The 19,697-nt window shown below is 75.0% G+C and carries 15 protein-coding genes; 9 read left to right on the forward strand and 6 right to left on the reverse strand.

Features of this window, described 5'->3' with window-relative positions; translation table 11 throughout:
- Positions 1 to 205 precede the first annotated feature (205 nt).
- The 3 genes from ACPU2J_RS02335 to helR all read left to right on the forward strand — a co-directional run bounded on the left by ACPU2J_RS02335 (position 206) and on the right by helR (position 3,682).
- Positions 206 to 925 (forward strand): intradiol ring-cleavage dioxygenase, encoded by a 720-nt coding sequence (locus tag ACPU2J_RS02335; RefSeq protein WP_361597679.1) that lies wholly within the window; start codon positions 206 to 208, stop codon positions 923 to 925.
- Positions 926 to 1,002: 77 nt separating this feature from the next.
- A complete protein-coding gene (locus ACPU2J_RS02340) occupies positions 1,003 to 1,299 on the forward strand; it encodes an NUDIX domain-containing protein (RefSeq protein WP_423832627.1) in 297 nt (98 codons plus the stop codon).
- 199 nt (positions 1,300 to 1,498) lie between these two features.
- Complete coding sequence (gene helR, locus ACPU2J_RS02345) at positions 1,499 to 3,682, forward strand: RNA polymerase recycling motor ATPase HelR (protein ID WP_423832628.1); 2,184 nt, start codon at positions 1,499 to 1,501, stop codon at positions 3,680 to 3,682.
- Here the strand turns inward: helR and ACPU2J_RS02350 are convergent.
- Positions 3,672 to 4,940, reverse strand: coding sequence for an anhydro-N-acetylmuramic acid kinase (locus tag ACPU2J_RS02350; protein ID WP_423832629.1), 1,269 nt, complete (start codon positions 4,938 to 4,940; stop codon positions 3,672 to 3,674). The genes helR and ACPU2J_RS02350 overlap by 11 nt on opposite strands.
- Positions 4,937 to 6,292, reverse strand: a complete 1,356-nt coding sequence (locus tag ACPU2J_RS02355) for an MFS transporter (RefSeq protein ID WP_423832630.1) — start codon at positions 6,290 to 6,292, stop codon at positions 4,937 to 4,939. The genes ACPU2J_RS02350 and ACPU2J_RS02355 overlap by 4 nt, the downstream gene beginning before the upstream one ends.
- 186 nt (positions 6,293 to 6,478) lie before the next feature.
- Between ACPU2J_RS02355 and ACPU2J_RS02360 the strand changes: the two genes are divergently transcribed.
- The 3 genes from ACPU2J_RS02360 to ACPU2J_RS02370 all read left to right on the forward strand — a co-directional run bounded on the left by ACPU2J_RS02360 (position 6,479) and on the right by ACPU2J_RS02370 (position 9,203).
- Positions 6,479 to 7,504, forward strand: a complete 1,026-nt coding sequence (locus ACPU2J_RS02360) for an ATP-binding cassette domain-containing protein (protein ID WP_420081952.1) — start codon at positions 6,479 to 6,481, stop codon at positions 7,502 to 7,504.
- Entirely contained in the window at positions 7,501 to 8,313 is an 813-nt protein-coding gene (locus tag ACPU2J_RS02365; protein WP_420081951.1) for an ABC transporter permease, read from the forward strand. Before ACPU2J_RS02360 ends, ACPU2J_RS02365 begins: the two co-directional genes overlap by 4 nt.
- Positions 8,314 to 8,792: 479 nt before the next feature.
- Positions 8,793 to 9,203 carry a C40 family peptidase gene (locus ACPU2J_RS02370; RefSeq protein WP_361606175.1) on the forward strand — a complete coding sequence of 137 codons (411 nt, stop codon included), beginning with the start codon at positions 8,793 to 8,795 and terminating at the stop codon, positions 9,201 to 9,203.
- A gap of 173 nt (positions 9,204 to 9,376) precedes the next feature.
- Here the strand turns inward: ACPU2J_RS02370 and ACPU2J_RS02375 are convergent, their stop codons facing one another.
- Positions 9,377 to 11,038: an ATP-binding protein gene (locus ACPU2J_RS02375; RefSeq protein WP_423832631.1), complete on the reverse strand. Its 1,662-nt coding sequence runs from the start codon at positions 11,036 to 11,038 to the stop codon at positions 9,377 to 9,379.
- Between the two features lie 42 nt (positions 11,039 to 11,080).
- Between ACPU2J_RS02375 and ACPU2J_RS02380 the strand changes: the two genes are divergently transcribed.
- Entirely contained in the window at positions 11,081 to 11,911 is an 831-nt protein-coding gene (locus ACPU2J_RS02380) for a zinc-binding dehydrogenase (RefSeq protein WP_423832632.1), read from the forward strand.
- A gap of 47 nt (positions 11,912 to 11,958) precedes the next feature.
- Here the strand turns inward: ACPU2J_RS02380 and ACPU2J_RS02385 are convergent, their stop codons facing one another.
- Complete coding sequence (locus ACPU2J_RS02385; protein ID WP_420081948.1) at positions 11,959 to 13,374, reverse strand: serine hydrolase domain-containing protein; 1,416 nt, start codon at positions 13,372 to 13,374, stop codon at positions 11,959 to 11,961.
- Positions 13,375 to 13,612: 238 nt separating this feature from the next.
- On the opposite strand from ACPU2J_RS02385, the gene ACPU2J_RS02390 reads away from it, so the two are divergent.
- Together ACPU2J_RS02390 and ACPU2J_RS02395 are read left to right on the forward strand one after the other, a co-directional pair.
- Positions 13,613 to 14,884 carry a pyroglutamyl peptidase gene (locus ACPU2J_RS02390; protein WP_420081947.1) on the forward strand — a complete coding sequence of 424 codons (1,272 nt, stop codon included), beginning with the start codon at positions 13,613 to 13,615 and terminating at the stop codon, positions 14,882 to 14,884.
- A gap of 256 nt (positions 14,885 to 15,140) precedes the next feature.
- Complete coding sequence (locus ACPU2J_RS02395; protein ID WP_365491899.1) at positions 15,141 to 16,250, forward strand: mechanosensitive ion channel family protein; 1,110 nt, start codon at positions 15,141 to 15,143, stop codon at positions 16,248 to 16,250.
- On the opposite strand, the gene ACPU2J_RS02400 is transcribed toward ACPU2J_RS02395, so the two are convergent.
- The gene (locus ACPU2J_RS02400) at positions 16,247 to 17,080 is read right to left on the reverse strand and encodes a helix-turn-helix domain-containing protein (protein WP_361606158.1); all 834 of its coding nucleotides are present in this window, start codon (positions 17,078 to 17,080) and stop codon (positions 16,247 to 16,249) included. The two genes, ACPU2J_RS02395 and ACPU2J_RS02400, sit on opposite strands and share 4 nt — an antisense overlap.
- Before the next feature lie 167 nt (positions 17,081 to 17,247).
- A complete protein-coding gene (locus tag ACPU2J_RS02405) occupies positions 17,248 to 19,401 on the reverse strand; it encodes a SpoIIE family protein phosphatase (protein ID WP_423832633.1) in 2,154 nt (717 codons plus the stop codon).
- Positions 19,402 to 19,697 lie beyond the last annotated feature (296 nt).

Here is a 19,697-nt window from a genome sequence, read left to right on the forward strand (position 1 = left end):
GTGCTTCAACTTCTGAAGGGATTCCCAGGACGTGGAAGAAGGCCGGCGGCCCCGTCCGGCCCGCCGTCACAGGGCCGTTGGTCCACGGCGGTGAGGTCTCCGCGGCCAGGTGTGTCGGTGATGGCCCGGGCGCCCGCGCTCCGGCACGGTGGGCGCGGTCGGCCGCCGTCCCCCGCGACGGCCGCGCGCCGCGCGGGAGGTTCGCATGACCGAGAACGGCAGTCGCCCGACGAGCCGCCGCACCCTGCTGCTCGCCGCCGGATCGGCCGGGGTCGCGGCGCTGGCCGCCGCCTGCTCCCGCCCGCAGGCGCCCGGCCCGGCGGGCGACGCCTCGGCCCGGCCCGCCGGGCTGTCCGCCGCGTCGGACGGGCCGTCCCCCGCCGCCACCCCCGCCTGCGTCCTCACCCTGGAGTCCGGCGCCGGCCCGTACTACCTCGACCTGGACCGGGTCCGCTCCGACATCACCGAGGGGGTCGGCGGTGTGCCGTTCCGCCTCGACCTGACCGTGGTGCGGGCGTCCGCGGGCTGCCGGCCGGTCGCCGACGCAGCCGTCGACCTCTGGCACGCCGACCCCGCGGGCGCCTACTCCGCGGACGGGGACACCTTCCTGCGCGGCACGCAGGTCACCGACGCCGCCGGCCGCTGCACGTTCCGGACGATCGTGCCCGGCTGGTACGCGGGGCTGGCCCCGCACTTCCACTTCAAGGTGCGCCCCGACGGCCGCTCCGAGACGACCTCGCAGTTCTTCTTCCCTGAGGAGCTGCTCGTCGCCGTGTACGCGCGCCCGCCCTACTCGCGCCGCCGGGCTCCCGAGCACCCCAACGCCCGCGACGACCGCTACCGCGCCGCCGGGGCCGCCACCACGCTGGCCCCGCGGCCCGAGGCGAACGGGTACCGTGCCGCGTACACGGTGGGGATCGCCTGACCCCCACCCGGCCGTGACCCGGTCCGCCGGAGCCGGTCGACCCCGCGTCACCGCGCGCACAGGACAAGGAGCCCGCGGTGGGCCGCCTGGTGCGGGAGGCGTGGGAGGAGGCGGGTCTGGCGATCGACCCGGCCGGCGTGGAACTGGTCCACGTGGTGCACGTCGTGGACGGCCCCGGCAGGCTCCCCCGCGTCCAGATGGTCTTCCGTGCGGACCGCTTCGAGGGCACGCCCGTGGTGCGCGAGCCGGACAAGTGCCTGTCCTGGGGCTGGTGGCCGCCCGACGCCCTGCCGGAGCCGGTCGTGCCGTACACCCGGGTGGCCGTCGAGGGAATCCGCGCGGGCCGGCGGTACACCGAACTGGGCTGGAACTGAGGGGACCGGAGCGGCTCCGGGAGGGACGGCGGAGGGAAGAACCACCTCTCGCCACTCTCAACTTATAGCGCACAGGGGGGCTTGCGGCAAGGCCCCCGTCGTACCGCAGAATCGCGGCTCAAGCCCACAACCTGCGGAAACGAGGATCCACGACGTGCGTGCGCCGTTGCCGGCCGAAGAATGCTCCGAGGACGCGACCATGGGAGGGACCGCCGCCCCGAGCCTTGTGACGACGAGTGCTTTCGACCTGCCCGAGCGCCTCGCGCCCAAGGCGGACCCCGTGCTGATCGCCGGCGACGAACGGCACTTCGCCCGGCTGGAGCGGAGCCTGCGGGAGAGCGTCGCCGAACTGTCCGGCCGTCTGGAGGTGTTGCGCCGGGCGCCCGGGGGCCTGGGCCGGGAGGCGATGGACCGCGACGCGGAGATCCACCGGCTGACGGCCCGGCTGCGCACGCTGCGGCGCTTCGGACTCGACCTGTGCCTGGGCCGGATGGTCGGCGCGGACGGCTCCGACCCCGTCTACGTCGGACGTCTCGGGCTGACCGACGGCGAGGGGCGACGGCTGCTGATCGACTGGCGCTCCCCCGCCGCCGAGCCCTTCTTCGCGGCGACCCACGCCGCTCCGATGGGCCTCGCCAGCCGCCGCCGGTACCGCTGGACGCGGGGCCGGATCGGCGACTACTGGGACGAGGTCTTCTCCGCCGAGGGGTTCGAGGGACATGCCGCCCTCGACGACCAGTCCGCCTTCATCGCCAGCCTGGGCGGGGACCGTTCGGAGCGGATGCGGGACGTGCTCGGCACCATCCAGGCCGACCAGGACGCCGTCATCCGGGCCGGGTCCCGCGGGGCGCTCGTCGTCGACGGCTGCCCGGGCACGGGCAAGACGGTCGTGGCCCTGCACCGCACCGCGCACCTGCTCTACTCCGACCCGCGCCTGGGACACCGCCGGGGCGGCGTGCTGTTCGTCGGCCCGCACCAGCCCTACCTGAACTACGTCGCGGACGTCCTGCCGAGCCTCGGCGAGGAGGGCGTGCGGACCTGCACCGTGCGCGACCTCGTCGCGGAGGGGGCGACCGCCGCGGCGGAGCCCGACCCGGAGGTGGCCCGGCTGAAGTCGTCCGCGGACATGGTGAAGGCGGTGGAGAAGGCCGTCGCCCTCTACGAGGAGCCGCCGGCCCGGTCGATGACGGTCTCCACGCCGTGGGGCGACGTCCGGCTGACCGCCGACGACTGGGCCGACGCCTTCGAGGCCGTGTCCGGGACCCCGCACAACGAGGCGCGCGAGCCGATCCTGGAGGAACTGGTCTCGATCCTCCTGGACAAGCTCGGCGACGAGGACGTTCCGCCGGAGCAGTTCCGGCGCTTCCTGCGGCACGAGGAGGAGCTGACGGAGACCCTCGACGGGGCGTGGCCGCTGCTGGAGGCGGCCGATCTGGTCGCGGACCTGTGGTCCGTACCGGCCTACCTGCGGCGCTGCGCCCCCTGGCTGGCTCCGGACGAGGTGCGCAGGCTCCGGCGGCCGGACACGGGGGCGTGGACGGTGCCGGACCTGCCGCTGCTGGACGCGGCGCGGCAGCGGCTCGGCGATCCGCAGGCGGCCCGGCGGGGGCGGCGGCGCGCCGCCGCGCTCGCCGCCGAACGCGCACGCATGGCCGACGTGATCGACGACGTGCTCGCCGCCGACGACGACGGGGAGGGCGCGGTGACGATGCTGCGCGGTCGGGACCTCCAGGACGGCCTCGTCGACGAGGCGGCCCTGCCGGACGCGGACCCGGACCTGCCGGCCGGACCGTTCGCGCACGTGGTCGTGGACGAGGCGCAGGAACTGACCGACGCGGAATGGCAGATGCTGCTGCTGCGGTGTCCTTCGCGCAGTTTCACCGTCGTCGGCGACCGCGCCCAGGCGAGGTACGGGTTCACCGAGTCCTGGCGGGAACGGCTGGAGCGGATCGGGCTCGACCGGATCGAGGTCGCTTCGCTGACCGTCAACTACCGCACCCCGCGGGAGGTGATGGAGCGGGCCGAACCAGTGATCCGGGCGGTGCTCCCGGACGCGAACGTGCCGGTGTCCGTCCGCAGCAGCGGTGTGCCGGTGGCGCACGGGGCCGTCCGGGACCTGGACCGGGTGCTGGACGACTGGCTCGCCGGGCACGCCGACGGGGTCGCGTGCGTCATCGCGAGCGGTGCCGGCGGAGCGGGTACCGCCCCCTTCCGGCCGCGGCCCCGGGTCCGGGCGCTCACCCCCTCGCTGGCGAAGGGGCTGGAGTTCGACCTGGTCGTCCTCGTGGACCCGGAGTCGTTCGGCGGTGGCGTCGCGGGGGCGGTGGACCGCTACGTGGCGATGACCCGGGCCACCCGGCAGCTCGTCGTCCTCACCCGCTGACGCGGGCCGTTCCGGCGGGTCCGTGCGGGCCCGTGCCCGGGTGCCCGGACTCCGGGTGCCCGGGCAGCGGGTGGGGGGCCGCCCGTACGGTGAGCGCCCGCGGGGCGGCGGCCTGCACCGGGGGGAGCACCAGCGGCCGGCTGCCCGGGGTGATCGAGCCGAGCACGCGCGGGCCGACGGCGCCGGTGCAGGCCGGGACGTTGCCGGGGAGGCCGTGCACGGTGAGGTGGCCGAGCACGGCGAACGCGTAGGCCTCCTTCGCCGCGGCGGGCAGGCCCAGGTGCGCCGAGCCGCGCAGCCGCGTGCCGCCCAGCTCGGAGCGGAGCATCCGCATCAGCGTCGGATTGCGCACGCCGCCGCCCGAGGCGAACACCTCCGTGGCTCCCAGGGACCGCAGCGCGTCGGCGACGGTGCGGGCGGTGAGGCGGGTGAGCGTGGCGAGCAGGTCCTGCGGGGGCAGCGGGGCGAACTCCGCGAGCCGGTCGTGCAGGTAGCCGGCGTGGAAGAGTTCCTTGCCGGTGGTGCGCGGTGCCGGGAGCCGGTAGTAGGGCTCCGCGAGGAACCGGGCCAGCAGGTCCTCGTGCACGCGTCCGGCGGCGGCGAGCGCCCCGTCCTCGTCGAAGGCGGTCCGGCCGCCGGTGAGCCGGTGCACCGCGGCGTCCATCAGCGCGTTGCCCGGGCCGGTGTCGAAGGCGACGGGTCCGCCGTCCCGCCGGACGACGGTGACGTTGGCGATTCCCCCGATGTTCAGCGCGGCGGGCACGCCGGGGCGGCCGCGCAACAGCATCAGGTCGACCAGGGCCACCAGGGGCGCGCCCTGGCCGCCGGCGGCGACGTCCCGGGGGCGGAAGCCCGAGACCACGGGCAGTCCGGTGGCTTCGGCGATCCAGGCCGGCTCTCCGATCTGGAGCGTGCCGCGCACCCGGCCGTGCTCCGCCCAGTGGTACACCGTCTGGCCGTGCGAGGCGATCAACTCGGCCCGGCCGGCGCACAGTTCACGGTCGGTGCGGACGGCGGCACGGGCGAGGGCCTGCCCGATCCCGGTGTCCAGGCGGCACACGTCCGCGAGCCCGGTGGAGGCCGGGGGCAGGGCCTTGGTGAGGGCGTCGCGCAGCTCGGGCGGGTACGGCGCGCTGAGCATCCCCAGCGGGGTCAGGGCCAGTGCGGGGTCCTCCGCTCCCCCGTACGGTTCGAGGTCGCAGGCCGCCGCGTCGACGGCGTCGTGCGAGGTCCCGGACATCAGGCCGATCACTCTCATCGCAGCGGCTCCCGGTGGTCGGTCCCGCGCAGGGTGGACAGCGCGAGGGCGCTGAGGGCGCAGGCTCCGGCGGCGTAGTGGGCGGGGACGGCGGTGTCCCCCGTCCGGGCGGTGAGTGCGGTGACGACGAGCCCGGCGCAGCCCGAGAACACCGCGTTCGCCAGGGCGTAGGAGAGTCCGAGCGCGGTGCACCGGACCCGCCGCGGGAACATCTCGGCGAGCATGGCCGGGCCGGGACCGGCGAGCAGGCCGACCAGCGCGCCCGCGGCGAGTACGGCGGCGGCGCGCAGGTGCGCGGGGGTGCCGGGCGCCCGGAGCACGTCGAGCAGGGGCAGGGCGAGGACGACGACGCCGAGCGCGCCGGCCAGCATCACGGGGCGCCGCCCGATCCGGTCGCTGAGCAGGCCTGCGGGCAGGATCGTGGCGGCGAAGCCCAGATTGGCGAGGGCAGTGGCCAGCAGGGCGTCCCGGAGGGAGGCCCCGAGCGTGGCGTGCAGGTAGGACGGCAGGACGACGAGGAAGGTGTACCCGGCCGCGGACCAGCCCATGATCCGGCCGATGCCGAGGACGACGGCGCGGGCCGTCTCTCCCCGGCGGGGCGGCCCCCCGGTGGCGGCCCGGGCGGGCGGCGGGCCGCCCACCGGGGGCGGCATTCCCGTATGGCCGGGCGGCGGGGCGGGCGGTTCCTCCAAGGAGGTGCGCAGCCAGAGCACGGCCAGGCCCAGCGGCAGGGCCAGCAGGAAGGGGATCCGCCAGCCCCAGGCGTGCAGGGCGGCGGCGGGCAGCGCCGCCGCCAGGGCCGCGGCCGTGCCGGCGCCGGCCAGCAGCCCGAGGGCGACGGTGAAGGACTGCCACGCACCGTAGAGGCCGCGGCGGCCGGGTGGGGCCGCCTCCGTCATCAGGGCCACGGCGCCGCCGAACTCCCCGCCCGCGGAGATCCCCTGCAGGGCGCGCAGGAGGGTGAGGAGCCAGGGGGCCGCCGCCCCGATGTCGGCGCGCGTGGGCAGGAGGCCGATGAGGAAGGTGGCGAGCGTCATCAGGCCGATGACGAGGACGAGGGTGGTGCGGCGGCCGAGGCGGTCGCCGAGCCGGCCGAAGAGCAGGGCTCCGACGGGCCGGAAGAAGAAGGCGAGCGCGAAGGAGGCGTACGTGGCGACCAGGGCCTCGACGTGGTCGGCGGGCGCCGTCCCGCTGCCGGGCGGGGTGAAGAACCGGCTCGCGAGGACGGTGGCGAAGCAGCCGTAGACACCGAACTCGTACCACTCGACGAGGTTGCCGGCCGAACCGGCGACGAGGGCCCGGCGGGCGGCGGCGCGTGACGGGGACGCCGGGAGCAGGTCGGTCGGGGTCACGCGTGCTGCTTGCCCGTTCGGCGGCGGCCCGACGCGCCCCGGCGGGCCGGTTCAGCACATCGGAGGCAGGGTGGCGGGTGCGGGCGGCGGCGGGACGGGGTGCCGGGCGGGCTGCGCGGGCCGGGTGTCGGTGGTGTACGGCACAGTGGAAGGGATGCCGATTCCGCGGCGGAGCGAGGTGATCCCGTGACCTGTGCGATCCGGGCCGAGGGCCTGGCCAAGCGGTTCAAGGAGACCCGGGCGCTGGACGGGGTGGACCTGGAGGTGCCGGCGGGGACGGTGCTCGGCCTGCTCGGCCCCAACGGCGCCGGGAAGACGACGGCGGTGCGGATCTTCGCGACGCTGATGCGGCCGGACGGGGGCCGGGCCGAGGTCGGCGGCCACGACGTGGTGCGCGAGGCCGGGCGGGTCCGTTCCCTGATCGGGCTGACCGGGCAGTACGCGGCCGTGGACGAGAACATGACCGGCACGGAGAACCTGCTGATGATCGGGCGCCTCCTCGGTCTGACGCGGGGCGGGGCACGGGCCCGCGCCGCCGAACTGCTCGACCGCTTCCACCTGGAGTACGCGGCGGGCCGCGCCGTGAAGACCTACTCCGGCGGCATGCGCCGACGGCTGGACCTCGCGGCCAGCCTGGTCGGGCGGCCGCAGGTGCTCTTCCTGGACGAGCCGACCACGGGGCTGGACCCGCACAGCCGGGGCGAGGTGTGGGACATGATCCGGGGCCTGGTGGCGGAGGGCATGACCACCCTGCTGACCACCCAGTACCTGGACGAGGCGGACCGGCTGGCCGACAGCATCGTGGTGATCGACAACGGCCGGGTGATCGCCGGCGGCACCCCGGACGAGCTGAAGGCCCAGGTCGGCGGCCAGGTCCTGTACCTGCGCCCGGTGCACGCGGCGGACCTCGCCGCGGCCCGCCTCCTGGTGGCGCAGGAGGCCGGGCCGCAGGCGAAGACCGAGGGCGACGGCATCCTCGCCCCGGTCAACGATCCGGCGCTCATGCCACGGGTCGTGCGGCGGCTGGACCAGGAGGGCATCGCCGTCGGGGAGCTCACGCTGCGCCGCTCCTCCCTCGACGAGGTGTTCATCGCCCTGACCGGGCACCGGGCGCGGCCGCAGGACCCGGCCGGTCCCGACGGGCAGGAGGCGGGGGCGGAGCCGGACGCCGACCCCGACGGCCGGTTCGCTCCTTCGGGGAGCCCCTCGTGACCGGCGCGGTGCTCACCGGGAGCCTGGGGCGCGGGGGCCGGGTGCGGCCGGCGGCGGCCCTGCGGCAGACCGCGACCATGGCCTGGCGCAGCCTGGTCTCGGTGAAGCACAACCCGCTGGAGCTGGTCGACTACAGCATCACGCCGATCATGTTCGTGTTCCTGTTCACGTACGTCTTCGGCGGCCAGATGGCGGGGTCCCCGCAGGCGTACCTCCAGTACGCGCTGGCCGGGATCATCGTGCAGAACACCCTGTTCATGAGCACCTACACCGCGATGGCGTTGAACACCGACCTGACCAAGGGCGTCTTCGACCGGCTGCGCAGTCTGCCGATCGCGCGCTCGGCCCCGCTGTTCGGCCGTATCGCCGCCGACCTCGCCAAGCAGCTCTGGGCGATGCTCCTGATGATCGCGCTGGGGACCGTCCTGGGCTTCGAGCTCACCGGCAGCGCCGCGGGGTTCCTCGGTGCGACGGCGCTGCTCATGGTCTTCGCGGCGGCCGTCTCGTGGACGGCGGTGCTGATCGGCATGCTCGCCGGAGACCCGGAGAAGGTACAGGTCTTCGCCTTCACGTTCATCTTTCCCCTGACCTTCACCAGCAGTGCCTTCGCCGAGGTCGACACGATGCCGGGATGGCTCCAGGCCTGGGTGAACGTCAATCCGGTCACCTATCTGTCCGATGCCTTCCGCGCGTTGCTGCTCGGCACGCCGGTGGGGTCCTCCGTCCTCTGGTCGCTGGTCTGGGCGGCGGGCATCGCGGCCGTCTTCATGCCGCTCGCGATGCGCGCGTACCACTCCCACACTCGCTGAACCCCGCGTCGAAATCCCGCGTGCAGCACGGCGGTTGAGGCCGTCGCGGGCTGCGCGGCGGCCTTGTGGCGGTCCGGCCGCGCCGGGCCGCCCGGGTCCGTTCCCGGTGCGCTCCCGACGGCGTACGGAGCCCCTCACGGCCCGGACCGGCCCGGCCGGACCGTGAGCGCCGCCGGCCGGAATCCCGGGCGCGCCGATGCCATGATCGTTCCATCGGATGATCTTTAATCGAACGTAAAATCGGGACAAACCACGCCGTGTCCGATGCGGCCGGGCGCAGAACGTCGGAGAAAACTGGTCCGCCGTCAGAGCAACGACGCATGCCACCGAGAACAGGACCCAGGCCACTGAGCTGAACCGTCGCCTGCCAACCCGATTGCGGAGGTATCACGATGTCCTGCAGCAGGACCGACTTCCGAGAGGGCCCCACGGAGGCCCTTCCTCTGAGCTGTTGCCCCAGAGCACGCGCCATCTTCTTCATGCTGCTGCTGGCGGCCGGCGCACTGACCGGCCCGGAAGCCCAGGCACACGCAGCCCCGTCCTATGGAGCCAGAGCCGTCGAGGTGGCCGCCTCCAAACAGGGCTCGCCGTACGCGTACGGCGCCACCGGACCCAAACGCTTCGACTGCTCGGGCCTGACGCTCTACGCGTTCAAGAAGGCCGGGAAGCGGCTCCCCCGCACGGCCGAGCAGCAGTACAAGCACACGACGCACATCCCCGAGGCCGACCGCGTCGCCGGTGACCTCGTCTTCTTCCCCAGCGGCTCGACCATGTCGCACGTGGGCATCTACGCCGGCCACGACAAGATCTGGCACGCCCCGCGCCCCGGCACCCGGGTGCGCCTGGAGCGAATCTGGAGTTCCGCCGTCCGCTACGGACGCGCCACCTGATGCGGTGACTCCCCGGCGTCTGCTCTGCGCCCCCCGCGGCCGGACACCGGCCGCCGTGTCATCCCCCTGACTTCCCCCGGGCCCCACCGGCCGACGGCCCGTCGGTCCGGCCGCTGCGTGCGCCCGGCCCCGTCGAAGGAGGTGAGCACCCCACCCCCGGCCCGGCCGCGGCCTCATGCCGCCGGGGTCGGCGGACACGGCCCCTGGGCGTCCGGCGCCGCCGTACGCCCGCGGGCGAACTCCGCGCCGAACACCTCGTCGCCCAGGACCGAGCGCAGCCGTGCGGTCGCCCGGTCCGCGTCCTCCCGCTCCGCCGGTGGCAGCGGCGTCCCGAGGGAATCGCGCAGCACGGCCGCCGTGCCGAGCAGACCCGCCGCCCCGGCAGCACGTCCGGCAGGGTCCCACGGTACGGCGGCCGCGGACGCGGCACCCGCCAGGCCCTCGAAGGCCAGGGCGAGGGCGCGCGGGTCACCCGACCGGCGGGCCGCCACCAGGCCGTCGCGGTGCAGGGCGTACGCCCGTTCGGCGTCACCGCGCAGCTCCGCCACGTAGCCCAGCTGCGGCAGGATCAGCGCGTGGCCCGAATCCGCGCCGAGCCTGCGGTTCCCGTCGAGCCACGGCAGCAGCCGGGTCGCGGCGGCGTCGAGGTCGCCCCGTCGGCGGGCGCCGAGCGCCAGCCCGATCTCGGCGAACTGTTCGGCGGGCCGGTGCGACTGCTCGGCGGCCAGGGCCCTGGCCTCCTCGTGCAGTGCGTCGGCCCGCGCGTGGTCCCCGGTCAGCAGGGCGGTCCGGCCCAGGCGCGCCAGCAGGAAGGACACCTGGGTCCACAACCGCAGTTCCCGGGCGCCGTGCAGTCCGTCCCGGTGCAGCCTCGCGGCCTCCGGATAGTCCCCGCCGATCTCCGCGAGGATCCCGAGCTGTTCCGAGGACTGCAACAGGCCCCACCGATCGCCCAGTTCACCGAAGGCGGCGGCCGCGGCACCGGCGTTGCGGCGCAGCTCCGCGAGGTCGCCCCGGTACAGCGCGCGGGTGGCGAGGCAGCTCAGCGCCACCGCTTCGCCCCAGCGGTCGCCGAGGTCCCGGAACAGGCAGGGCAGTTCGTCGAGGGCGCTGTCGTCGGCGTCGCCGCACGCGTCGGCGAAGCCGAGGCGGGCGAACTCCAGCAGCCACCTGCCGCGCAGGTCTGCGCCGACGAAGGCCTCGACCCCGGGCGCGAACGGCCGTGCCTGCCCGGCGAGTACGGTGAACGCGGCCAGCCGGGCCCGTGCACCGGCGGCCTCCCGCGGGCCCGCGCCGCCGGTGTCCCCGTCCCCGTCGCCGGGGAGTCCGTCCGCGCGCTCCAGGGCACGGGCCGGGGCCCGCCGCGCGTCACCGATCCGGCCGCGCAGGAACCAGTACCACGAGGCGGCGTTGACCAGGCGCAGGGCGACCCTGCCGGCCCCGGTCGCGACCGCGAGGTCCAGCGCCGACCACAGGTTGAGCGTCTCGGCGTCCAACCGGTCCAGCCAGAGGGGCTGTTCGGGTCCATGGGGGTGTGCCGAGGCCCGTTCGGCGACGTGTTCGGCGTGCCGGGTCCGTACGGCCCCTGCCTCGCCCGCCTCCGCCAGCCACTCCAGGCCGTACGTCCTCACCGACTCCGGCATCCGGTAGCGCGGCCCTCCGGCGGCGACCCCGTCATGGTGCCCGGTCGCCGGAGGGGCGACGAGCAGCGAACAGTCCACGAGCCGGGTCACCAGGTCGAGGACGTCCTCGGCAGCGGTGTCGCCCGCGGCGGCCACGGCCTCGGCGGACTCCAGGGTGAACCCGCCGCTGAACACGGCCAGTCGGCGCAGCACGGCCCGCTCGGGGGGAGCGAGCAGCTCCCAGCTCCAGTCGACATGCCGCCCTTCGCCCTCGGCGCCGCCCTGGAGGGCGGGGCGGTCGGCGAGGTCGTCGCCTCCCGCTCGCAGGCCGTGCCGGTCGGCGCGACCGTCTCGCACTTCCTCGGCTGGCGCGAGTACGCCGTCCTGGACGCGGCGGCGGCCACGGTCGTCGACACCACGGTCGCCCGGCCCGAGGACCACCTGGGCGTCCTGGGCACCACCGGCCTCACCGCGTACGCGGCACTGACCCGGACGGCTCCGGTCGCGGCCGGCGGCGTGGTCCTCGTCTCGGCGGCCGCGGGGGCTGTCGGCAGCGTCGCCGGTCAGCCGGCCCGGCAGTTGGGCGCCTCCCGGGTGATCGGCTCGGCGGGCGGTCCGCACAAGACGGGCAAGCTGCTGGACGTCTTCGGCTACGACGCGGCCCTGGACCACCGTCAGGGCGACCTGGCCGGCCGGCTGGCGGTGGCCGCCCCCGAGGGCGTCGACGTGTACCTCGACGCCGTGGGCGGCGACCACCTCCGGGCGGCGATCGGCGCGATCCGTCCCGGCGGGCGGATCGCCATGGTCGGTGCGATCAGCGGGTACAACGCCACCGCGCCCGTGCCCGGACCCGACAACCTCTTCCGGGCGGCCCAGGAGGCGACCCTGCGGGGCATGCTGGTCTCCAGCCACTTCGACCTGTTCCCGGAATGGATCGGGAAGGCCTCGGGCTGGCTGGCCGACGGCACGCTGCGCACCGAGCAGACCGTGGTGGACGGCATCGAACGGGCGGCCGGGGCCTTCCTCGGCGTGCTCGGCGGCGCCAACACCGGGAAGATGCTGGTCCGCCTCGAAGCCGGCCGGTGAACGCCACGGTGTCCGGCCGTCGCGGGACCGCGGCGGCCGGACACTCCCTAGCGCAGCAGCTGCTGCGGGAAGGCGAGGGAATGCGGCGCCGGCACCGGACCGGTCAGCGGGGCCGGGGCGCGCTCGGTGAGCGGGGCCGGGGCCGGGACGCGGCCCCCGAGCAGGGCGCCGTCGACGTAGCCGAGCAGCGCCGCTCCGATCGGGTTCGGCTTGGGCTGGTTCTGCTCGTCGAAGCGCTCGTACTTCATCAGGTTGTTCGCGACGGCCACCTGCCGCTTGCCGTCCTCGGTGGACAGGGCCCAGGTGCCCGCTCCGAACACCCCTCCGTCGTGGCCCCAGTAGGTGGTGCCGTTGGGCATCCTGAGCGAGTAGAGCCCGAGGCCGTAGTGGAAGGGGGCCTCCTGGCCGGGCTCGGCCTCGGAGGCGGGCACGGTGGTCTTCATCTCCCGCAGTTCGGCGGGGCGCAGCAGCCTGCCGCCGAGGAGCTTGCGGTAGAAGTCGTTCAGGTCGTCCATGGTGGACACCATCGCGCCCGCCGTGCCGGCCCAGGACATGTCGTAGACGCTGAAGTCCCGCGCCGGTTCGATGGTCCCGTACATCGACTCGTACATCTTCGCGTGCGGGCCCGTGATGCGGGCCGTGCGCGGGAAGTAGGTGTGCTTCAGGCCCGCCTTGCGGATCACGTTGCGCGTGATGTGGGCCTCGGCGTCCTCGCCGGTGACCTTCTCCAGCAGCAGCCCGGCGATGATGTAGTTGGTGTTGGAGTAGGCGTACGTGCCGCGCGGGGCCGCCGGTTGCGCGGCGAGCCCGAGCCGGACGAGTTCCTCCGGCTCGATGTGGCGGAAGCGGTTGGCCTCCAGGGTCTTTCCGGGGTCCTCGATCAGGCCGGGGAAGGCGGGGAGTATGTAGTCGCCGATCCCGCTGGTGTGGTTCAGCAGCATCCGCACGGTGACCTGCCGGCCGCGCTCGCCGTCGATCAGCCGGGGGAGGTAGCGGCCCACGGGGGCGTCGAGTTCGATCCGGCCGGCCTGTACCTGCTGGAGCACGGCGACGGCGGTGAAGGTCTTGGTGATGCTGCCGATGCGCTGCTCGAAGTACGGCTGCATGGGCCGCTTGGTGTCGATGTCGGCGAATCCGGCCGCTCCGCGCCAGGTCGCCGATCCGTTGCGGACCGAGGAGTGGACGCCGTACATGCCGGCGGTGTGGACGGCCTCGAGGGACGCGCGCAGCGCCGCGCGGTCGAGGCCCTGCTGCCCGTACTCCGCCTGGACGGCGGCGGGGCCGGCGGCACTGCCGGGAGCGACGGCCTGGGCGGGCACCGCGAGGGCGGCCACCGACAGGACCGTGGCCGAGGCCAGTACGGCCAGCCGGGTCGCCCGGCGCCCCGAGCGGGGGGCACGTCCCTCCTCGTCCCCCGAGGGCCGGAGGTTCGGTCGGATGCGGGCCGGGCGGGCGGTGGTCATGGCGCTCCTGTGGCTCGTCGGCCGAAAGGCCTGGTGCGGATGGATCCATCCTCGCCGGTTCGTGCTGACGGGCCCTCACCCCACAGGAGGATCCGTCTCACAAGAACGGCATGACGTTTGTCAGTCCGGGCGCCGGGACGAGGGAACAGGCCCGTCGAGCGCACGAGTTGAGCCAGATGCGGCGCGGGCTGTCGGAGCGTCTGGTGGGGCCGGGACCCGCTCAGTAGGGTCACCCCGCATGATGCTCTTACGGCGCGCGGCATCGGCCGCCGCCCTCCTCGCCACCGTCCTGCCCCTGTCCGTCGCCCCGTCCGCGCACGCGGCGGGCCCGGAGGGGTGCCGCACCTCCGCCTCCGCGCCGCTCGACGCCGAACAGGCCCGGCTGGCGGATCCCAGGACCGCCTCGCTCGTCGAACGCGGCGGGCTCGGGGACTTCGTACGGCGTTTCCCCGCCGGCCTGTGCTCGGCCCGCACCCCGGCCGAGGCCGGCCGGCTGGCCGACTCCTGGGGCGAGTCCCTGTGGCAGGCCTCGGTGCGGCGCGCCCAGGGACAGCGGCCCGGGGGCGACCTCGCCCCGGGCGACGACCGCCCGCTGTACTGGGCGCGGCTGGCGATGACCGCGGCGATCGCCCGCTGGCAGCCGGAGTTCACCGTCGACCGGGCGGCGCTGCGGGCCCGCTTCGAGGACGCCTCCCGCGGCCTCGTGAACAACGCCTTCCGGCCCGCGCCCGGTGTGCGGCGGGTGTTCGTCAGCGGGTTCGACCCCTTCGGGCTCGACGCCGAGATACGCCGCGCCAACCCCTCGGGCTCCGCCGTGCTCCGGCTCAACGGCCGCCGTGTGACCCTGGCCGACGGCAGTCCCGCCGAGATCCGGGCCGTCGTGCTCCCCGTGCGCTACGCGGACTTCGACGCCGGCATGGTGGAGCGGGCGTTCGCGCCCCGCCTGGCCGCCGGCCCCGCGCAGGCCCACGCCGTGACCACCGTCAGCCAGGGCTACCCGGGGAAGTTCACCCTGGAGGCCTGGGCCGGCCGGGCCCGCTCCGCCGACCCGTATCCCGACAACCGGCAGGTGCTCTCCGGGGGCACCCGCGAGCGCCCGGTGACCGCCCCCGGCATGGGCCCGGGCCCCGAGTTCATCCCGACCACGCTTCCCGCGGCCGCCGTGACGGACGCCGTCCAGAGCCCCTACCCGGTACTCCTGAACACCGCCGTGACGGAGATCCCCGCCGGTGGCACCACGCCCGTCGACCGGGCCGGCGGTCCCACACCCGGATCGCGGGCCGTGGCGGGGGGCGGCGGCGGATACCTGTCCAACGAGGTCGCGTACCGCTCCAACCGGCTGCGGGGCGAGCTCGCCCCGCAGCTGCCCGGCGGCCACCTGCACACGCCGGTCCTCACCGGCCTGCCGGCCGATCCGCAGCAGCTCACCGGGCCCGAGTTCGAGCGGAACGAGAGCGCCATCGCGGCGGAGGTCCGGGCGGTGCTGGAGCACGTGGGCGTCCGGCGCTGACGCCCGGCCCGTGGCCGGCCGCCGGTCCGCCGCGGGCCGGCTCCCGTCCGCGGCCCGCGGCAGCCGGGCCCGCGTGCGGAGCGACGCCCCGTCATGGGGCAGGATGGCAGCCCGTTCCGGAATGCGTACACACGCCCGAACGCGGCTTTCTGCACGACGAACTGACAGGTGACAAGGTGACGACACACCTCATACGACGGCCGGTCGCGGCCGCCGCCACTCCCCCGGGCCGACGTCGCGAAGCGGAGGCCGTCCGTTGACCCGGGACCTCGTCCTCCACGACTGGCTGGTGGCCGGTATCGCCCTCGCCGCGGGGGCCGTCGCGGGGCTCGTGCTGCGCGCCCTCCTGCGCTGGCTGGGCCGGCACGCGGAACGGACCCGGTGGCGCGGGGACGACGTCATCGTCGACGCCCTGCGCACCATCGCGCCGGGGGCCGCCCTCATCGCGGGTGCCGCGGTGGCCGCGACGGCCCTCCCGCTCACCTCGCGGGTCTCCGGCTTCGTCAGCCAGTCCCTGACGGCACTGCTCGTGCTGATCGCCACGATCAGCGCGGCGCGGGTCATCGCGGGCCTGGTCCAGTCGGTGGCGGCCGCGCGCACCGGCGTGGCCGGCTCGGCGACCATCTTCGTCAACATCACCCGGATCGTGGTCCTCGTGATGGGCTTCCTGGTGGCCCTGGAGACGATGGGCGTGTCCATCGCGCCCCTGGTCACCGCGCTGGGCGTGGGCGGTCTGGCGGTGGCCCTGGCGCTCCAGGACACCCTGGCCAACCTCTTCGCGGGCGTGCACATCCTGGCCTCGAAGACCGTGCAGCCCGGTGACTACATCCGGCTCAGCAGCGGGGAGGAGGGCTACGTGGTCGACATCAACTGGCGCAACACGGTGGTGCGGAACCTGTCGAACAACCTCGTCATCATCCCCAACGGGCGCCTCGCCAAGACCAACATGACCAACTTCTCCCAGCCCGAGGCCCAGTTGTCGATCCTGGTCCAGGTCGGCGTGGGGTACGAGAGCGACCTCGAGCACGTGGAGCGGGTCACGCTGGAGGTCGTGGACGGGGTGATGGCCGACGTGAACGGCGCGGTCCCCGAGCACGAAGGGGCCGTTCGCTTCCACACGTTCGCGGACTCCCGGATCAACTTCACGGTGATCCTGGGCGTCGGCGAGTTCAGCGACCAGTACCGGATCAAGCACGAGTTCATCAAGCGGCTGCACGAGCGCTTCAGGACGGAGGGGATCTCCGTCCCCGCACCGACCCGGACGGTGGAGCTGCGCCAGGGCGAGTCCCGGACGCCCGCGCCGTTTCCGGCACCGGTGCCGCACCAGCGCGACGCCTCGCCGTCGTTCACGGACAGCGGCCGCTAGGAAGCGGCCGCGCCGGGTGCTTCGTCCGGCGTGTAGAAGAGCAGCATGATCCGGGCCCCCGGCGCGGCGACCGGCTCCGCGAGGCAGGTGGTCGCCCGGCCGGGGCCGTGGAGTGCGTGCCGGATGGGCAGGTCGGCGCCGTCGACGTGGGGTACGGGGACGCAGGCCGCGGCCCGGTAGATCCCGCCCGCCACCGGGTCGTCGAGGACGTCGCGTTCCAGCCGGGCGAGGGCGGCGCTGCCCGGCCGGAGCTCCGCCGCGTGCCGCAGATGGGGCATGACGGCCGGGGCCCAGTGCGTCTCCCAGTGCAGGAGGACCCGGGTGCGGGCCTCGGGGTCGAGGAGCATCCAGCGCATGATGTTGGAGGGCGCCTCGCCCCGCGGGAAGAGGCGGGGGAACTCTTCGTTGTGGGCGAGGACGTTCCACTCCGCGTCGTGCAGGTAGGCGATGGCTCCGCCGATCGCGTCCATGGCCTGCTGCCAGACGCCCGCGACCGACATGCCCGACCCGTGGTGCAGCGGGGTGGGCGGGTTCTCCTTGCGGATCAGCCGCCACAGGAAGGCCCACTCCTGCTCGTCGAGCCCGAGGGTCCTTGCGACCGCGGTCAGGAACTCCCCGCCCGCGTTGGCGAGCTGGCCGTTCTCGAAGCGGTTGTAGGTGCCCCGGGTCCGGGTCAGCAGCTCGTCCATCTGCTCCTGGCTCAGGCCCGCGGCGCGCCGCCCGGGGCCGGGGGTCCGTAGCGGGAACCCCGCGGTCACGGGGTCGATGGCGGCCCGGCGCTGCTGGAGGAGCTCCTTCAGCCGGCGCCGGTCACTGACGGAGAGTCGCACGGGACGTACCTATCGGATCGGGGCCGGCGGAACGGGGACGGGCCGGCCGGGACCCATTATCTGCATTGCCACAGCGTGGAATGGGCGGCCCCGGTGCGGCAGGCTCTGTTCCACGGAGTGCACACTCCCCAGCGCCGCGGGGGGCGAGGGGGCCTGGTGACCGGTGGTCACACTCCGTTCTTCTTGGGGCTCGTGGCGCGCAGGAGCAGCAGGGCGATGTCGTCCGTGCGGGGCGCGCCCCCCGGTGCGTGCTCGACGAGCTCGTCGGCCAGGGCGCCCAGCGGCCGGGCGGCCGGGGCCGCGTCGATGCGGCGGGCCACGTCGGCGATGGCCTCCTCGATGTCCCGGCCGGGGGTCTCGACGAGGCCGTCGGTGTAGAGGACGAGGAGGTCGCCGGGGCCGAAGGGGACCTCGCCGGCCGTGTACGCGGCCTCGGGGTCGATGCCGAGGAGCAGTCCCGGCGGCGGGCGCAGGAGGTCGGTGGCGCCGCGGGCGTGGCGCAGGAGCGGCGGCGGGTGCCCGGCCGAGGCGAGCTGCGCGGTGTGTCCCGCGAGGTCGATGTGGACGTACAGGCAGCTGGTGAACAGGCCGGGTTCGAGGTCGGTGACGAGCCGGTTGGTCCGGGCGAGGACCTCGGCGGGCGGTGCGCCCGCGCCCGCGTGGACGGCGGTGCGGACCTGCCCCATGAGGGCGGCGGCGTTCACGTTGTGGCCCTGGACGTCGCCGATGGCGGCTGCCGCGTGGGTGTCGTCGATGCGGATGAGGTCGTAGAAGTCGCCGCCGATGTCCAGGCCGCGGGCGGCGGGCAGGTAGCGGGCGGCGACGTCGAGGCGGGGGACGCGGGGCAGCACGCGGGGCAGCAGTCCGGTCTGGAGGCTGCGGGCGAGCTGGTGGGTGGAGTCGTAGAGGCGGGCGCGGTCCAGGGCCTGGGCGATGAGTCCGGCGATGGAGGTCAGGACGGCGCGTTCGCCGGGCGCGAAGACGTGCGGGTGGGAATAGGCCAGGATGAGCAGGCCGACGGTGCGGTTGGAGGCGATCAGCGGCAGGAACGCCCAGGCCTCCATGCCGCCCTCGATGACCGCGTCCGGGTGGGCGCCCAGGAATTCGTCCCGGTCGCCGTAGAACAGGGGCGTCGCGGTGCGCATGATGTGGGTGGTGGCGCTGTCGGCCCGGACGGGTGTGCCGTCGAGGTCCGCCATGTGCGCGGCGGTGTAGCCGCGGTGGCCGACGATCCGCAGCCGTCCGTCCTCCTCCGCCAGCAGGGCCATGGCGTGCGCCCCGAGCGAGGGGACGATCTGGTCGGCGGCCTTCTCCACGACGTCCCGGGCGTGGGCGGCCTCGGTGAGGGTGGCGGCGAGGAGCATCAGCGGGTAGAGGGCGGTGGCGCGGCTGGGGGCGGGCTCCCCGGGGGCGCCCGGTGGGAAGGGCTCCGGTGAGACGGCCAGGTCCCCGGCGGCGGTGATGCGGACGCTGATGCCGGTGTTGTCGGGGTACAGGTCGAAGCGCACCGGCTCGCCGCCGGGCCGCGGGGTGGTGAAGCTGCGCGGCAGTCTGCTCATGGCGGCGGCCCGGTAGTGGTTCTCGATGGTGGGCGTGTCCATCCAGGGCAGGGCCTCCCAGGGCAGGGAGCCCAGCAGGTCGGAGACGGGCGTGCCGAGCAGGTCGGCCGCTTCGGGGGTGATGAACGTGATGGTGCCGTTGAGGTCGAGCGCGCAGCTGGCTCCGGGCAGGCGCCGGACGAAGGCCATGGCGGCCGCGGCCTCCGCGGGTCCGGGCGTGGGCGGCGGGAGGGGCCGCACCAGGACGGGGCGCGCCGCGGGCAGGATCGGGCACCCGTCGCCGGAGGCGCGGACCAGGATGCGCGTCAGGCGGCCGCGGCCCGCTTCGAGGGCCTTCTGTTCCGCGTCCTCCAGGTCCGGCCCGTGGGCCCCGGGCCACAGGAGGACGAGCCCGGCTCCCGTCGGGGCAGTGCCGTGCGCGCCGAGGGGTGTGGCGGCCAGGGCGAAGTCGTACGGGAGGACGAGGCCGAGGCGCGGGTAGCGGCGGGCGACGGCCTCCTGGCCGGCGAGCCAGACGGGCCGGCCCTCACGGACCGCGTCGGCGACGGGGACGGGGTCGTCGAGGCCGACCCGGGACCACGGTGCCGCGAACTCGCGCGAGAGGCCGGTCACGAGCGTGAGGTGCAGGACGCGGCGGGTGGGATCGGGGTCGGGCAGGTAGAGCATGGCGACGGAGGCTCCCGCGTCGGCGCAGGCGGCGACCAGGGCCTCGCGCAGCGCGCGGCGGCCGGCCTCCTGCTCCGTGACGGAAACCTTTCGCACTCGACCATGTTCTCTCCGGACGGGCGCTCCTGTCGGCCCCTGCCGGTCGGGGGCGGCCCGGAGGGGCACCCCGACCCGAACGGCCGTTCGACACAGCGCTTCCGGAGGGCGCGCTCCGTATCCGTCGTGTATCGGTGAGCGCTCGGTTCCCGGTCGATGGCCTGCGGCGGCGGCCGCGCACCGGCTCCCGCAGCACCTCGCACGACCGGCCGATGCCCGCGACGAAACCGGCCCTGAACTGTGCTTTCACCTCGGCGACGGAGAGGGAGGGCCGGGCCCGCGGGCGTACGGCGGCG

This window comes from Streptomyces manipurensis (genome assembly GCF_049570255.1).
Classification (GTDB): Bacteria; Actinomycetota; Actinomycetes; order Streptomycetales; family Streptomycetaceae; genus Streptomyces; species Streptomyces manipurensis.